The organism is Rhizobacter sp. P5_C2, from assembly GCF_054049715.1.
Genome location: NZ_JBFULV010000056.1, coordinates 30,091 through 45,092 on the forward strand (window position 1 = coordinate 30,091; position 15,002 = coordinate 45,092).

At 70.5% G+C, this 15,002-nt stretch carries 15 protein-coding genes and 1 riboswitch; of the genes, 14 read left to right on the top strand and 1 reads right to left on the bottom strand.

Annotated elements, in window-relative coordinates:
* Positions 1 to 59 precede the first annotated feature (59 nt).
* Entirely contained in the window at positions 60 to 1,616 is a 1,557-nt protein-coding gene (locus ACXJLU_RS20360; protein WP_457334080.1) for a UbiD family decarboxylase, read from the bottom strand.
* Positions 1,617 to 1,881: 265 nt separating this feature from the next.
* Here ACXJLU_RS20360 and ACXJLU_RS20365 point away from each other — a divergent pair, with 265 nt between their 5' ends.
* From ACXJLU_RS20365 to ACXJLU_RS20430, 14 genes are all read left to right on the top strand, one after another.
* Positions 1,882 to 2,796, top strand: coding sequence for a lytic transglycosylase domain-containing protein (locus tag ACXJLU_RS20365; protein ID WP_083614100.1), 915 nt, complete (start codon positions 1,882 to 1,884; stop codon positions 2,794 to 2,796).
* A 24-nt stretch (positions 2,797 to 2,820) separates the two neighbouring features.
* Positions 2,821 to 2,972: riboswitch (ZMP/ZTP riboswitch) on the top strand.
* A gap of 64 nt (positions 2,973 to 3,036) precedes the next feature.
* Positions 3,037 to 4,287: a serine hydroxymethyltransferase gene (gene glyA / locus ACXJLU_RS20370; protein ID WP_457334082.1), complete on the top strand. Its 1,251-nt coding sequence runs from the start codon at positions 3,037 to 3,039 to the stop codon at positions 4,285 to 4,287.
* A gap of 3 nt (positions 4,288 to 4,290) precedes the next feature.
* Complete coding sequence (gene nrdR / locus ACXJLU_RS20375; protein ID WP_047504593.1) at positions 4,291 to 4,734, top strand: transcriptional regulator NrdR; 444 nt, start codon at positions 4,291 to 4,293, stop codon at positions 4,732 to 4,734.
* A gap of 158 nt (positions 4,735 to 4,892) precedes the next feature.
* A complete protein-coding gene (locus ACXJLU_RS20380) occupies positions 4,893 to 5,438 on the top strand; it encodes a GspH/FimT family pseudopilin (protein WP_457334085.1) in 546 nt (181 codons plus the stop codon).
* 9 nt (positions 5,439 to 5,447) lie between these two features.
* Positions 5,448 to 6,116, top strand: a complete 669-nt coding sequence (locus tag ACXJLU_RS20385; protein ID WP_457334087.1) for a PulJ/GspJ family protein — start codon at positions 5,448 to 5,450, stop codon at positions 6,114 to 6,116.
* Entirely contained in the window at positions 6,113 to 7,309 is a 1,197-nt protein-coding gene (locus tag ACXJLU_RS20390) for a hypothetical protein (protein WP_457334089.1), read from the top strand. Before ACXJLU_RS20385 ends, ACXJLU_RS20390 begins: the two co-directional genes overlap by 4 nt.
* Positions 7,309 to 8,391 (top strand): hypothetical protein, encoded by a 1,083-nt coding sequence (locus tag ACXJLU_RS20395; protein WP_457334091.1) that lies wholly within the window; start codon positions 7,309 to 7,311, stop codon positions 8,389 to 8,391. Before ACXJLU_RS20390 ends, ACXJLU_RS20395 begins: the two co-directional genes overlap by 1 nt.
* 8 nt (positions 8,392 to 8,399) lie before the next feature.
* Positions 8,400 to 9,542, top strand: a complete 1,143-nt coding sequence (ribD, locus tag ACXJLU_RS20400) for a bifunctional diaminohydroxyphosphoribosylaminopyrimidine deaminase/5-amino-6-(5-phosphoribosylamino)uracil reductase RibD (RefSeq protein WP_457334093.1) — start codon at positions 8,400 to 8,402, stop codon at positions 9,540 to 9,542.
* Positions 9,543 to 9,559: 17 nt separating this feature from the next.
* Entirely contained in the window at positions 9,560 to 10,189 is a 630-nt protein-coding gene (locus ACXJLU_RS20405; protein WP_457334095.1) for a riboflavin synthase, read from the top strand.
* A gap of 28 nt (positions 10,190 to 10,217) precedes the next feature.
* Positions 10,218 to 11,315, top strand: coding sequence for a bifunctional 3,4-dihydroxy-2-butanone-4-phosphate synthase/GTP cyclohydrolase II (gene ribBA / locus ACXJLU_RS20410; protein WP_457334096.1), 1,098 nt, complete (start codon positions 10,218 to 10,220; stop codon positions 11,313 to 11,315).
* A 19-nt stretch (positions 11,316 to 11,334) separates the two neighbouring features.
* Complete coding sequence (gene ribH, locus ACXJLU_RS20415) at positions 11,335 to 11,799, top strand: 6,7-dimethyl-8-ribityllumazine synthase (RefSeq protein WP_073465499.1); 465 nt, start codon at positions 11,335 to 11,337, stop codon at positions 11,797 to 11,799.
* Complete coding sequence (gene nusB / locus ACXJLU_RS20420) at positions 11,796 to 12,329, top strand: transcription antitermination factor NusB (RefSeq protein WP_457334099.1); 534 nt, start codon at positions 11,796 to 11,798, stop codon at positions 12,327 to 12,329. The genes ribH and nusB overlap by 4 nt, the downstream gene beginning before the upstream one ends.
* Before the next feature lie 15 nt (positions 12,330 to 12,344).
* Positions 12,345 to 13,529, top strand: a complete 1,185-nt coding sequence (locus tag ACXJLU_RS20425; protein ID WP_457334101.1) for a pyridoxal phosphate-dependent aminotransferase — start codon at positions 12,345 to 12,347, stop codon at positions 13,527 to 13,529.
* 197 nt (positions 13,530 to 13,726) lie between these two features.
* Positions 13,727 to 15,002, top strand: a 1,276-nt coding sequence (locus ACXJLU_RS20430; RefSeq protein ID WP_457334103.1) for a serine/threonine-protein kinase, incomplete at its 3' end; no start/stop codon positions are given.

Sequence of the window (15,002 nt, forward strand, 5' to 3'; positions counted from 1 at the left end):
GCGATTCAAGGACGCATTCGAGGAATCTGCGTCGAATTGGTAACCGACAGCACCGCGCGTCAGCGCGCCGCCATCACGCCGGCGACGATCTGCGCCACCTTCTGCTCGACCTCGGCGTCCATGCGGATGCTGCGCCCCCATTCGCGCGCGGTCTCACCCGGCCACTTGTTGGTGGCATCCAGCCCCATCTTGCCGCCCAGCCCGCTGACCGGCGACGCGAAATCGAGGTAGTCGATCGGCGTGTTCTCGACCAGCGTCGTGTCGCGCACCGGGTCCATGCGGGTCGTGATCGCCCAGATCACCTCCTGCCAGTTGCGGATGTCGACGTCGTCGTCGGTCACGACGATGAACTTCGTGTACATGAACTGGCGCAGGAAGCTCCAGATGCCGAACATCAGCCGCTTCGCATGGCCGGGGTAGCTCTTGCGGATGCTGACGATCGCCATCCGGTAACTGCAGCCCTCGGGCGGCAGGTAGAAGTCGACGATCTCCGGAAACTGCTTCTGCAGGATCGGCACGAACACCTCGTTCAGCGCGACGCCCAGCACCGCCGGCTCGTCGGGCGGCTTGCCGGTGTAGGTGGAGTGGTAGATCGGATCGCGCCGGCGGGTCAGCCGGTCGATGCGGAACACCGGGAACCAGTCCTGCTCGTTGTAATAGCCGGTGTGGTCGCCGAACGGCCCTTCGAGTGCATGCAGGTATCCGCCGACCTCCTTCAGCGCCACGCCGTGCTCGCTGGTGCCGGTGAACCCGGCGGGCACCACCGGGATGTGGCCTTCGAGCACGATCTCGGCGCTGGCCGGGGCCTGCAGCATCCAGCCGGGCTCGCCGACCGCGGTGTCGACCACCTCGGTGCGGCTGCCGCGCAACAGGCCGGCGAACTGGTACTCGGACAGGCTGTCGGGCACCGGCGTGACGGCGCCGAGGATGGTCGCCGGATCGGCGCCGAGCGCCACCGCGATCGGGAACGGCTTGCCCGGGTTGGCGAGCGCGAAGTCGCGGAAGTCGAGCGCCCCGCCGCGGTGGGCCAGCCAGCGCATGATGACCTCGTTGCGGCCGATCACCTGCTGGCGGTAGATGCCCAGGTTCTGGCGGCGGCGGGCCGTCGGCGAAGCCTGCGGGCCGCGCGTGATCACCAGCCCCCACGTGATCAGGGGCCCCGCATCCAGGGGCCAGCAGGTCTGCACCGGCAACTCGCCGAGATCGACCTCGCTGCCTTGCAGGATCTCCTGCTGGCACGGCGCCGAGCGCACCGCGGACGGCTTCATGTCCCACAGCGCCTTGATCATTTGTAACAAACGGCCGGTGTCTTTCAGCCCCTTCGGCGGCTCCGGCTCCTTCAGGCTGGCCAGCACCCGACCCACGTCGCGCAGCTCGCTCACCTCGGTGGCGCCCATGCCCTGGGCCACCCGACGAGGCGTTCCGAACAGGTTCGTCAAGGCCGAAATTTTGTAACCAGCGGGGCGTTCGAACCACAGCGCCGGGCCGCCGGCGCGCAGCACGGAGTCGCTGATCGCTGTCATTTCGAGCCGCGCGGAGACTGGTTCGGCGATGCGTTTGAGCTCGCCGGCGCGTTCCAGGCCCGCCATGAAGTCCCTCAGGTCACGGTATTTCATGTCTTTTAGTTATGAAGAGTGGCATTCTTATCCTTGACTGGTTATGAATCAAGTTCCTAGAATTCGCGACACCCTGAGAACTGACCAGGGTAAACCCGCATACCACAGGAGGTGGCTGCGGGGATCACGCTGCCGACGAGCAAGCCGCGGAGCGGTTCCGGAGTCTCCCGGAGTCGATCTGCGGTCGATTATCACCGTCACCTCTCGCACCGCCGGGCCCCGTGCCGCGGCGGTGGAGGCGCAAGACGGACTGAAAAGGAGTGACATGACGACAGCGCTTCAACAATGGATCGCGGGATTTCAGGACGCCCGCGACACCGCCGCTCGATCGAGCGCGGTCTTTCTGCGTGACGTGGGCCACGGTCTGCTCGAGGTGAGCCACAACGGCCTGGCCCTGCTGGGGCTGGTGATCGTCGCGATCGTGCTGTTCGTCGGCGGCCGCGCCGACCTGCGCCATGCCGCCGAGGGCCGCGCGCTCGATTGGCTGCGGGCACGCCACGACGCCCGCGTCGAAGGCACCGCACTGGCGCTGAACGACCTGGTCGAGCCCGATGCCGTCAGCCGCGCCACCGCGGCCGACCCGCGCGACCTGACCAAGCAGCAGGCGGCCGTCGCGCTGTGGATCTCGCGCCGCTACCGCGTGGCCCCCGAGCCGGTCAGCCGGCTCGTCAAGGAGGCCTGGTCGGTCGGCGCCAAGTCGGGGCTCGACCCGACGCTGATCCTCGCGATCATGGCGATCGAATCCAGCTTCAACCCGTTCGCCCAGAGCTCGGTCGGCGCGCAGGGCCTGATGCAGGTGATGACCCGCGTGCACGACGACAAGTACGAAGCCTTCGGCGGCAACCATGCGGCGTTCGATCCGGTGACGAACCTGCGGGTCGGCGCCCAGGTGCTGAAGGAATGCATCGCGCGTGCCGGCGGTGTCGAGGCCGGGTTGCGCTTCTACGTGGGCGCCGCCAACCTGAACGACGACGGCGGCTATGCCGGCAAGGTGCTGGCCGAGCGCGAGCACCTGCGCATGGTGGCCGATGGCAAGTCGGTGCCGGTGTTCGCGCCGCTGGTGGTGCCGACACCGGTCGCGCTGCCGGGCACGCCGCTGCAGGCCGAGCCGGCCGTCATCGAGCCGACACCGGTGTCGATGGCCCCCCAGGCGGCTCGGCAGGTGGCCTCGCTGCGCTGAGGCTTCAAGGGCCGCGGTACACTCCGCGGGCTGCGCAACTGGCGATGGGGCACCGGGCGTCACGGTCGACATGAAGGTCGACGTGAAGCCCGCGGGCCTGAGGTGGTGAACCACCGGGAAGCGCAGCCGGTTCCGGGTTTCCGGCACCGGTTCAGCCGTTCGCCTGGGCAGCCCTGTGGCCACGTGAGTCCGCCTCGCGTGATCCGCCCCGGGGTCTTCTGTTGAAGAGGACTGCCAGCCATGTTCGACCGCACCCACTCCACCGTTGCCCAGGTGGACCCCGAACTCTTCGCCGCGATCCAGAGCGAGAACCAGCGCCAGGAAGATCACATCGAGCTGATCGCCTCGGAGAACTACGCCTCGCCGGCCGTGATGGCCGCGCAGGGCAGCCAGCTGACCAACAAGTACGCCGAGGGCTATCCCGGCAAGCGCTACTACGGTGGCTGCGAATACGTCGACATCGTCGAGCAGCTCGCGATCGACCGCGTGAAGCAGCTGTTCGGCGCCCAGCACGCCAACGTGCAAGCCAATTCCGGCTCGCAGGCCAACCAGGCGGTGTTCTTCGGCCTGCTGCAGCCCGGCGACACCATCATGGGCATGAGCCTGGCCGAAGGCGGCCACCTGACGCACGGCATGTCGCTGAACATGAGCGGCAAGTGGTTCAAGGTCGTCAGCTACGGCCTGAACGCCAAGGAAGAGATCGACTACGACGCGATGGAGCGCCTCGCGCACGAGCACAAGCCGAAGCTGATCATCGCCGGCGCGTCGGCCTACAGCCTGCGCATCGACTTCGAGCGCTTCGCGAAGGTGGCCAAGGCCATCGGCGCGATCTTCATGGTCGACATGGCGCACTACGCCGGCCTGATCGCCGCCGGCGTCTACCCGAACCCGGTGCCGCATGCCGACGTCGTCACCTCGACCACCCACAAGAGCCTGCGCGGCCCGCGCGGCGGCATCATCGTGATGAACGACGAAGCCATCGCGAAGAAGATCAACAGCGCGATCTTCCCCGGCATCCAGGGCGGCCCGCTGATGCACGTGATCGCCGCCAAGGCAGTGGCCTTCAAGGAAGCGCTGGCGCCGGAGTTCAAGGTCTACCAGCAGCAGGTCGCGAAGAACGCGGTCGTGCTGGCCGAGACGCTGATCGAGCGCGGCCTGCGCATCGTCAGCGGCCGCACCGAGAGCCACGTGATGCTGGTCGACCTGCGCCCGAAGAACCTGACCGGCAAGGAAGCCGAGGCGCTGCTGGGTCGCGCCCACATGACCTGCAACAAGAACGGCATCCCGAACGACCCGCAGAAGCCGATGGTGACCAGCGGCATCCGCCTCGGCAGCCCAGCCTTCACGACGCGCGGTTTCAAGGAAGAACAGGCCCGGGCCACCGCCCACCTGATCGCCGACGTGCTGGACAAGCCGAACGACGAATCGGTCATCGAGGCGGTGAAGGCCAAGGTCGCCGCGCTGACGCGCGACTTCCCGGTCTACCGCTGAACCGTGCGCTGCCCCTTCTGCAGTCACGAGGAAACCCAGGTCGTCGAGACGCGCGAGTCCGATGAGGGCGACGTGGTGCGCAGGCGCCGCCGCTGCCAGAGCTGCGACAAGCGCTTCACCACCTACGAGCGTGCCGAGATCGCGCTGCCGTCCGTCGTCAAGAAGGACGGCACGCGCGCCGATTTCGACGCCTCGAAGATCCGCGCGTCGATGACGCTGGCGCTGCGCAAGCGGCCGGTCAGCGTCGAGCAGATCGACGCGGCGATGGAGCGCATCCAGGACAAGCTGCTCAACAGCGGCTCCAAGGAAGTGCCGTCGACGCGCCTCGGCGAACTGGTGATGCGCGAGCTCAAGCGCATCGACAAGGTCGCCTACGTGCGCTTCGCATCGGTCTACCGCAGCTTCGAAGATGTCGACGAATTCAGGCAGCTGATCCGGGATATCTGAACCGGTACACAGCACCCCGAACCTCGCAAATCCCCCCGAAACCCCCTCACGTACCGGTACGTCCGAGGGTGGTTTCAACCCCTTCTCCCCCCATCGGGGGAGTGGCCGATGGCGCGGCACTTCCTAAAGTCCGCGTCCATTCATCAGGGGGATCATCCATGTTCCAGCAAGCCAGGCCGGGATCGACCGGCGGTTTCACGCTCGTCGAGTTGATGGTGTGCGTGGCGCTGTGCGCCGTGCTCGCGCTGATCGCGGTGCCCAGCCTGCAGCGCTGGACCGAGGCGCGGCGGCTCGAAGGGGTCGCGAACGAACTCGCGACCGACCTGCGGCTCGCGCGCAGCGAAGCCATCGGCCGCAACCAGAACGTGCGCATCGGTTTTCGCGGCGTGACAACCCCGTCGAACTGTTACGTCGTCTATGTCGGAGCGATCGATGCGTGCCGCTGCACGCCGCAAGGCCAGGCCGCCTGCGAAGCAGATGGCCACGCGATCCGCAACGTCGCGCTGCCGGCGCAGGACCGGCTGAGCCTGCAGGCCAATGTCGCGACGATGAGCTTCGACGCGCAACACGGCACCAGCACGCCGGCCGCCACGCTGCGGCTGGCGAATGGCTCGGGCCTCGCGATCCAGCATGTGGTGAACCTGCTGGGGCGCGTGCGCAGTTGCTCGCCGCTGGGCGCGGTGCCCGGCTACCGCGCCTGCTGAGGACCGACCATGACCCCGAATCACGGCGTGCCGCAGCGCGGCCGCGGCTTCACGCTCGTCGAACTGATGGTGGGCATGGCGATCGGCCTCGCGGTCGTCGTGCTCGCGCTCGGGCTGCTGGGTGTCCAGCTGCACGACACCCGCCGGCAACTGGTCGACCTGCGCCTGACGCATGACCTGCAGACGATCGCCGAGCTGATCGCGCGCGACCTCGCCCGCGCCGGCCACGGCATGCCGGCCGCCGCAGCGGCGGCCAGCTCGCCCGACCCGGTCATCGCGCTGCCGCCGGACGGCAACAGCGTGAGCTTCGACTACGCCGCGACGGCCGGGCCGGAGGCCACAGCCAGCCGCTTCGGCTACCGGCTGCGCCGCGGCGTCATCGAGATGGCCTTTGGCGACGGCAACTGGCAGGCCCTCAGCGATGCCGCGTCGATGCGGGTCACGCGGCTGGAATTCGTGCCCGACAGCCGACGCGTCGACCTGCAGGAGTTCTGCAGCCGGCGCTGCGATACCGCGTCCGGTGCCAGTGCTTGCCCGTACCAACTGCAGCGCCGCGTGCGCATCCGGCTGCAGGCCCAGGCGATCACCGGCACCGCCGCCGACAGCGGCGCGCCGCGCGAGGCCGAGATCGATGCGCGCATACGCAATGACGCCGTGGTGGGCGGGTGCCCGGCATGAGACACCTCCAACGTGGCATCACGGCGCTGGCCGTCGTGCTGGTGGTCGGCGTCGCCCTCGCGCTGACGGCGGCCTATGCATCGCGCGTGGCCTGGCTCGAGCTGCAGGCGTCCGGCAACCGCGTGCGCGCCGCGCAGGCCGCCGAAGCTGCGCAATCGGGCCTCGCGTGGGGGCTGGCCCGGCTCAACGACGACCACCCCGTCGACAACGCCTGCCAACCGGTGGCCAACGGCTCGACCTTCCGCGAGCGCTACCAGGGCACTTCCGCCATGCCGTCCTGCGTGCTCGGCGATGGCGCCTGGTCGTGCCGATGCCCGGCACCCGGCGCAAGCGTCGAGCCCGGCACCGCAGCCGACGCGGCCTTCGCGCTGCAGCTGAGCGCAGCGGCGTCGGGCGTCGCCACGATCGAGTCGATCGGTTGCAGTGGCGCCCTCACCACCCTCACCGCCTGCACGGTGCCGCCGGGTGCGGATGCGCCCACGGGCCTGCGTGTCACGCGGGCCTGGACCGACGTGGCCCGCATTCCCGCGATCGACGTCCGGCCCGCAGCGGCGATCACGGTGCGCGGCACGCTGCAGCTGCGCGACGGGCCGATCGTGATCCACCGGGGCATCGCGAGCGGCGGGCTCACGCTGCACGTCGGCGCCCACGTCGACCCGGGCGATGCCAGGCTGGTCGGCCCGCCCGGCGCGCCGCCGCTGTCGACCGTCGTCGCCGGCGACGCGACACTCGCCTCGCTCGACGCGGCGCAGTTCTTCGCGAGTGCCTTCCGGATGAACGTGGCGGCATGGCGGGCGCAACCCGCCGCCCGGCAGCTCGCCTGTGCATCGCCTTGCGACCGGGCACTCGCGCAAGCGCTCGCGGCCCCGGGCGCTCCTTCGCTGGTCTGGCTCGACGGCGGCCTGCACCTGGACGGGCCCACCGAACTCGGCTCACGCGAGCGCCCGGTGCTGCTGGTCGTCGACGGCCCGGTGCACCTGCGCGGGGTCGTGCGCATCCACGGGGTGCTGTACCTGCGCGCGGCCGGGTGGCGCGACGACGCCGGTGCCGACATCCACGGCGTGCTGCTGGCCGAAAGCGACCTGCTGCTCAGCGGCCCGACCCGCATCGACCACGACAGCGACGTCGTCGAGCGCCTGCAGGCGTGCTGCGGCACCTACGCCCGCGTGCCCGGCAGTTGGCGGGACTTCTGATGCGCCGTGTCCGCAGATCGCGGCGCGCCGCCCGGGCGCCCGCCGGGGCGGCCCTGCTCGAAGCGCTGGTCGCGCTGCTGATCGTGTCGCTGTTGTCGGCCGCGATGCTGAACCAGCAGCAGGCGCTGCAGCAGGCCCGCACCGCGGCACGACAGCGGCTCGATGCGCTGCAGCTGGCGCGGCTGGCGTTCGATCGCCTGCGCAGCCCGGCCGCCTCGTCACCGGACAGCACGGCTCCGCCGCCGTTCAAGCTCACGCACGACGAGGCGAGCGACGCGGGCGACGCGGTGGCCGTGCGCGATGTCAGCGTCGCGGTGAACTGGCGCGGCCCTGCCGGCGAGCCGCATCGCCTGCAGCTCGGCACGCGCGAGCCGGGCGCCTCGCCGGTCTACGACGCCGTGCTCAGCCTCGCCCCGCAAGACATCGCGATCGCCAGGCCGCTGGCCCGCGCGACCGGCATTCCGTTCGAGTCGGTCGCCATCGCCCCGGGGCAAAGCCTCTGGCAACCCGGCGCGCCGGGCTCGCCGGCATGGGTGTTCGATGACGCCGACGGCACGATCGTCGCGCGCTGCATTGGCACGGCGGGCGCTTGCGACGCCGCCGACGGCAGCGTGCTGAGCGGCCACCTGCGCTTCTCGGCGAGCGCCCCGCCCGACCCGTCGACGGCGGGCGATGCCTTGCTGCCGCTGGAACTCGTGCTCGCGCTCGACGGCACGCCGCCACGCCTCATCGGCTGCGCGACGCAGTCCGTCGTCGCGGCCGATGCGCGCTTCGTGCGCTACGGCTGTGTCGTGCCCGATCCACCGGCGGCAGGGTGGTCCGGCCGGGTCGAGATCGAGCCGCTCGGCTGGCGCGTCGGCACGCAGGCCGGCAGCCAGCGCGTGTGCCGCTACAGCGCCGACCTCGACGGCAGCGGGGCGATCGACCGCAACGACGAGCATCCGGCGCGCTACACCGCAGTACAGGGCGCGCTGGCCCAGCAGAACTACCTGGTGATCCGCGGCGAGCAGCCCTGCCCGGCCGGCGGCGCCACGGGGACGCACAATGACGCCCTGCAGAACACCGTGCAGCACCAGCCCTGACCCGCCCGATGTCGTCTTCCGAGTTTCCGAACACCCCGGCGTTCACGCCCGCCGACCACGCCGCGATGCGCGAAGCGCTGGCCCTGGCCGGGCAAGCCGTCGGGCTGACCGAGCCGAACCCGCGCGTCGGCTGCGTGATCCTCGACGCGCACGGCCAGGTGATCGGCCGCGGGCACACGCAGCAGGCCGGCGGCCCGCATGCCGAGGTGATGGCGCTGCGCGATGCGGCCGCCCGCGGCCACGCGACCCGCGGCGCGACCGCCTACGTCACGCTGGAACCGTGCTCGCACCACGGCCGCACGCCGCCGTGCTGCGACGCGCTGCTGGCCGCCGGCATCGCGCGTGTCGTCTCGGCCGTCGCCGACCCGAACCCGCTGGTGGCCGGCCAGGGCCTGGCGCGGCTGCGGGCGCAGGGCGTGCAGGTCGATGCCGGCCTGCTGGGCGATGCGGCGCGCGAACTCAACATCGGCTTCTTCTCGCGCATGGTGCGCGGGCGGCCGTGGGTGCGCCTGAAGGCCGCGACCTCGCTCGACGGCCATACCGCGCTGGACAACGGCGTCAGCCAGTGGATCACCGGCGAGGCCGCGCGCACCGACGGCCACGCTTGGCGCAAGCGGGCCGGCGCGGTGCTGACCGGTGTCGGCACCGTGCTCGACGACAACCCGCGGCTCGACGTGCGGCTGGTCGACACCGCGAAGCAACCGCTGCGCGTGGTGATCGATTCGCGGCTCGACATGCCGCCCGGCGCCCGCATCCTCGACGCCCCCGGCCAGGTGCTGGTGTATGCCGCGGCGCCCGAGGCCGGACGCATCGATGCGCTCGCGGCCACCGGGGCCGAGGTGATCCTGCGGCCCGGCCCGACCGGCAAAGTCGACCTGCTGGCGGTTCTGGCCGACCTGGCGCAACGCGGCATCAACGAGCTGCATGTCGAGGCCGGCCACAAGCTGAACGGCTCGTTCGTGCGCGAGGGCCTGGTCGACGAGTACCTGGTGTACCTCGCGCCGAAGCTGCTCGGCACCGGCCGCGGCCTGGCGGCCTTCGGCCCGCTGCAGCGGCTGGAAGACGCCGCCGCGTTGCGCTTCCATGCGGTCGACCGCGTCGGCGACGACCTGCGGGTGATCGCCCGGCCGCCGGCACGGGAAATCTTCTGACTGCGAGAATCGCACCCATGTTCACCGGCATCATCAGCGGCCTCGGCCGCATCGACTCCGTCCGCCCGCTGGGCGCCGACGCCTCCCACGGACTGCAACTGACGCTGCAGGCCCCCGACCACTACCTCGACGACGTGCAGCTCGGCGACAGCATCTCGCTGAACGGCGCCTGCATGACGGTCACCGCCTTCGACGCCGCCGCCAGCCGCTTCATGATCGACATCTCGGCCGAGAGCCTGGACAAGACCGCCGGCCTGTCGCAGCCCGGCCCGGTCAACCTCGAGAAAGCGCTGCGGGCGCACGACCGGCTCGGGGGCCACCTGGTCAGCGGCCACGTCGACGGCATCGGCCGCGTGACGCATTTCGCACCGGTCGGCGAATCGTGGGAGCTGCGGGTGCTGGCCTCGGCCCATATCGGCCGCTTCCTGGCCTACAAGGGCTCGGTCGCGGTCAACGGCGTCAGCCTGACGGTGAATCGCGTCGATGACCGCGCCGACGGCTGCGAGTTCAGCATCAACCTGATCCCGCACACGATCGAGAACACGACGCTGGGCATGCTGGCCGCCGGGTCGGCCGTCAACCTGGAAATCGACCTGATCGCCCGCTACGTCGAGCGGATGCTGGCCACGGCTCCCGCCCGGACTTGACCGGGTCGCCCGCCTACAATGGCGGGCTATGCCGATCTCCCCCGTACCCGAACTGATCGCCGAGCTCGCCGCCGGCCGCATGGTCATCCTCGTCGACGAGGAAGACCGCGAAAACGAGGGCGACCTGGTGCTCGCCGCCGACCATGTGACGCCCGAGGCGATCAACTTCATGGCCCGCTTCGGCCGCGGCCTGATCTGCCTGACCCTCCCCCGCGAGCGCTGCGAGCGCCTGCAGCTGCCACCGATGGCCACCCGCAACGGCACCCGCCACGGCACCGCGTTCACCGTCTCGATCGAAGCCGCCACCGGCGTCTCCACCGGCATCTCGGCCGCCGACCGCGCCCGCACCGTGCAAGCGGCCGTCGCACGCGACGCGCAGGCCACCGACCTGGTGCAGCCCGGACACATCTTCCCGTTGCAGGCGCAAGACGGCGGCGTGCTGATGCGCGCCGGCCACACCGAAGCCGGTTGCGACCTCGCGGCGATGGCCGGCCTGAGCCCCACCTCGGTGATCTGCGAGATCATGAAGGACGACGGCACGATGGCCCGGCTGCCGGACCTGGAGGTCTTCGCGAAGGAACACGGCCTGAAGATCGGCACCATCGCCGACCTGATCGGCTACCGCAGCCGCAATGAAAGCCTGATCGAGCGCATCGGCCGGCGCACGCTGACCACCGCGCAGGGCGAGTTCGACTGCACCGCGTTCCGCGACCGCACCGGCGGCGTGCACCTGGCGCTGAGCCACGGCACGGTCGACGCCGCCGATGAAGTGCTGGTGCGCGTGCACGAGCCGCTGTCGGTGATGGACCTGCTCGACACCGGCGCCTGCAGCCACTCGTGGCCGCTGCACAAGGCGCTCGCGACGCTGCAGGCCAGCCAGCGCGGCGTCGCGGTGCTGCTGAACTGCGGCGAAGACGTGCAGTCGCTGCTGTCGCACTGGCAAGAAACCCCCGCGGCCCCGGCGCGCGCCCGCGCCCAGATGGACCTGCGCACCTACGGCATCGGCGCCCAGATCCTGCGCGAGCTGGGCGTCACGAAGATGAAGCTGCTGGGCAGCCCGCGCCGCATGCCGAGCATGACCGGCTACGGCCTCGAGGTCACCGGCTTCGTCGCCCCCGAACACTGAACGCACCGACTGGATTGACATGCAAGCAGCAGACAAGGGCCAGGCGGCCGACCTGGACGGCACCGACCTGCGCATCGGCATCGTGCAGGCCCGCTTCAACGACAAGCTGACGCAGGCGCTGGCCGACGCCTGCATCGGCGAACTGGCGGCGCTGGGCGTCGCCGCCAAGCACATCAAGCACGTGACGGTGCCGGGCGCGCTGGAGGTGCCGTTGGCCCTCAACGCGATGGCCGCGAGCGACCGCTACGACGCGCTGGTCGCGCTCGGCTGCATCGTGCGCGGCGAGACCTACCACTTCGAACTCGTGTCCAACGAGAGCGGCGCCGGCGTCACGCGCGTCGCGCTCGACCACGAGATCCCGATCGCCAATGCCATCCTGACCGTCGAGGACGAGGCCCAGGCCTGGGCCCGCGTCGAAGAGAAAGGCCGTGACGCCGCGCGCGTCGCCGTCGAGATGGCCAACCTGCTGGAAGACCTCTCGTGAGCGATACCGATCCCAAGAACCCCGCCCCGGCCGCATCGTCCGCCCCCAAGCCCGCGGGCAAGGGCGGCCCGAAGAGCGGCAAGCCGCAGCCCAAGTCGTCGCGCCGCCGTTCGCGCGAGGCCGCGCTGCAAGGCCTGTACGAGTGGCTGCTGTCCGGCGCCGACGCCGGCGTGGTCGATGCCCACATGCGCGAGCAGGAAGGCTTCGACAAGGCCGACGCGGCGCACTTCGATGCGCTGCTGCACGGCTGCATCACCGAGGCCGCCGACCTCGACGCGGTGCTCTCGCGCCACGTCGACCGCAAGACCACCGAGCTGTCGCCGATCGAGCACGGCGTGCTGATGATCGGCGCCTACGAGCTGAAGCACTGCATCGACATCCCGTACAAGGTCGCGATCAACGAAGCGGTCGAGCTGGCCAAGAGCTTCGGCGGCACCGACGGCCACAAGTACGTGAACGGCGTGCTCGACAAGGCGGCGCTCGATCTGCGCCCGGTCGAGGTGGCGGCGTTCCGGGCCCAGCGGCGCTGACGCATTGATCGCGCGATGAAGCTCGCCAGCCGCCTCGACCACATCGAACCCTTCTACGTGATGGAGTGTGCGAAGGCGGCGGTCGAGCTGTCGCACACGGCAGCCTGCGATCCGGCGCAGGGCGGCCGGCCGATGATCTTCCTGAACATCGGCGAGCCCGATTTCACCGCGCCGCCGCTGGTGCAGCAGGCCGCGCGCGACTGCCTCGAACGCGGCAGCACGCAGTACACGCAGGCGACCGGCCTGCCGGCCTTGCGCGAGCGGCTGAGCCGCTGGTATGCCGAGCGCTTCCAGGTCGACATCGCGCCCGAGCGCATCGTGATCACCGCCGGTGCGTCGGCCGCGCTGCAGCTCGCCTGCCTCGCGCTCGTCGAGCGTGGCGACGAGGTGCTGATGCCCGACCCCAGCTACCCGTGCAACCGCCATTTCGTCGCGGCGGCCGATGGTGTCGCGCGCTTGCTGCCGGCGTCGCCCGAGCACCGCTTCCAGCCCGATGCGGCCACCGTGCAAGCGGCCTGGACGGCGGCGACGCGCGGCGTGCTGCTCGCGTCGCCGTCGAACCCGACCGGCACCTCGATCGCGTTCGACGAGATGGGCCGCATCGTGCAGGCGGTGCGCGAGCGCGGCGGCTTCACGATGGTCGACGAGATCTACCTCGGCCTGAGCTTCGACGACGCATTCGGCCGCACCGCGCTCGCGCATGGCGACGACGTGATCTCGATCAACAGCTTCTCGAAATACTTCAGCATGACCGGCTGGCGGCTCGGCTGGCTGGTGCTGCCGCCCGAGCTGGTCGCGCCGGTCGAGCGGCTCGCGCAGAACCTCTACATCTGCCCGTCGTCGCTCGCGCAGCAGGCGGCGCTGGCCTGCTTCGAGCCGGCCTCGATCGCCGAATTCGAACGCCGCCGCGGCGAGTTCCGCGCGCGCCGCGACTTCCTGGTGCCGGCGCTCGAAGCGCTGGGCCTGCGCGTGCCGGTGATGCCCGATGGTGCGTTCTACGCCTGGGCCGATTGCTCGGCGCATGCCGACAGCAGCTGGGACTTCTGCTTCCGGCTGATGCGCGAGGCGCAGGTGGCCATCACGCCGGGCCGCGATTTCGGACCGCACGCGGCGGCGCGCTACATCCGGCTGTCATATGCGAGTTCGATGGCGCATCTGCAGGAAGCGGTGCGGCGGTTGCAGCAATTGCTGCCGGCGTAGCCGGCGGTTTTTACTGTCTCCGTTCTTGTCACCGTTCTTGTGACTTTCGTGACGAACCCCCATGCACCAACTCGTCGACTTTCGCAAGCGCATGTTACGAATGCACAGAACGCGGGGTTTTTTACTGCCAGGGCCCGATGCGCTTGCACTAAGCTGCGTCCGTGGTGGACAACCGTCCCACGAACCCAACCCGCCTCATGCCCGGCCCTGTTCCTGATCCTTCCTCCGACCTTGCCAGCTCGACGCCGGGTGCGCCGAAATGGGGCGACACCGACCTCGGACTGCCGGCGCAACCGGCGGCGACCTTCTCCACCAACCCGCCGATGGGCGGGGCCGACCAGATGCCGACCATCGGCCACATCGGCCGGTACGCGCTCAAGTACCGCATCGGCGAAGGCGGCCTCGGCGTGGTCTATGCCGCGCACGACCCGCTGCTGTCGCGGCTGATCGCGATCAAGACCCTGAACCTCGAGATCTCGGCCGAGCAGCGCGATTCGTTCAATGCGCTGTTCCTGAACGAAGCGCGCGCTGCCGGCGGCCTGAGCCACCCGCACATCGTCACGGTGTTCGATGCCGGCGCGAGCGAGCAAGGCGCCTACATCGCGATGGAGCTGCTGAAGGGCCGCGACCTGCGCCAGCTGCGCCTCGAAGGCTGGCGGCCGACGCCGCACCAGGCCGCGCTGATCGTGCGCCGCGTCGCCGACGCGCTGGCCTATGCCCACTCGAAGGGCGTCGTGCACCGCGACATCAAGCCGGCCAACATCTTCATGGTCGGGCGCACGCAACCGCGCGTGCTCGACTTCGGCATCGCCCGCATCGCGCACCAGCACGATTCGAACGGCGAAGACATCGTCGGCGGCTCGCCCTACTACATGTCGCCCGAGCAGGTGCGCCAGCAGCCGGTCGACCGGCGCTGCGACGTGTTCTCGCTCGGCGTCGTGCTCTACGAACTGCTGGCCGACGTGCGGCCGTTCCGCGGCAGCTCGCTGGCCGAGATCACCCGCGCCGTCGCCGAGTACAACCCGCCGACCGTGCACCAGGTGAACAGCAGCATCCCGAAGGCCTTGTCCGAGATCGCCGCGCGGGCGATGGAGAAGAACCCCGACGACCGCTACCGCTCGGCCCGCGCGCTGTCGCGCGAGCTGCGCCATTGGCTCGAAGAGCATCCGCAGGACGGCGATGGTGCCGACGAGTCCGCCGAGCACCCCGCCGGACGCCACCGGTTGGCCTGGGGCCTGGTGGCCGCGGCCGGCGTCGGCATCGCGGCCGCCGCGTGGTGGACGCTGATGTCGCCACGCTCGAGCGAGCTCACCGCCTCGTCATCCGCGCCCGCCTCGGCGGTGGTCGTCGCTGCCGCGCCGGTGCCGGCCCCTGCCCCCGAACCGGTGGCCGCCTCGCAGCCCGCCGCTGGCGCCGCGAGCGCCGCCGATCCTGCCGCCTCCAACGTGATGGCGACCCCGTCGGCCGGCGCAT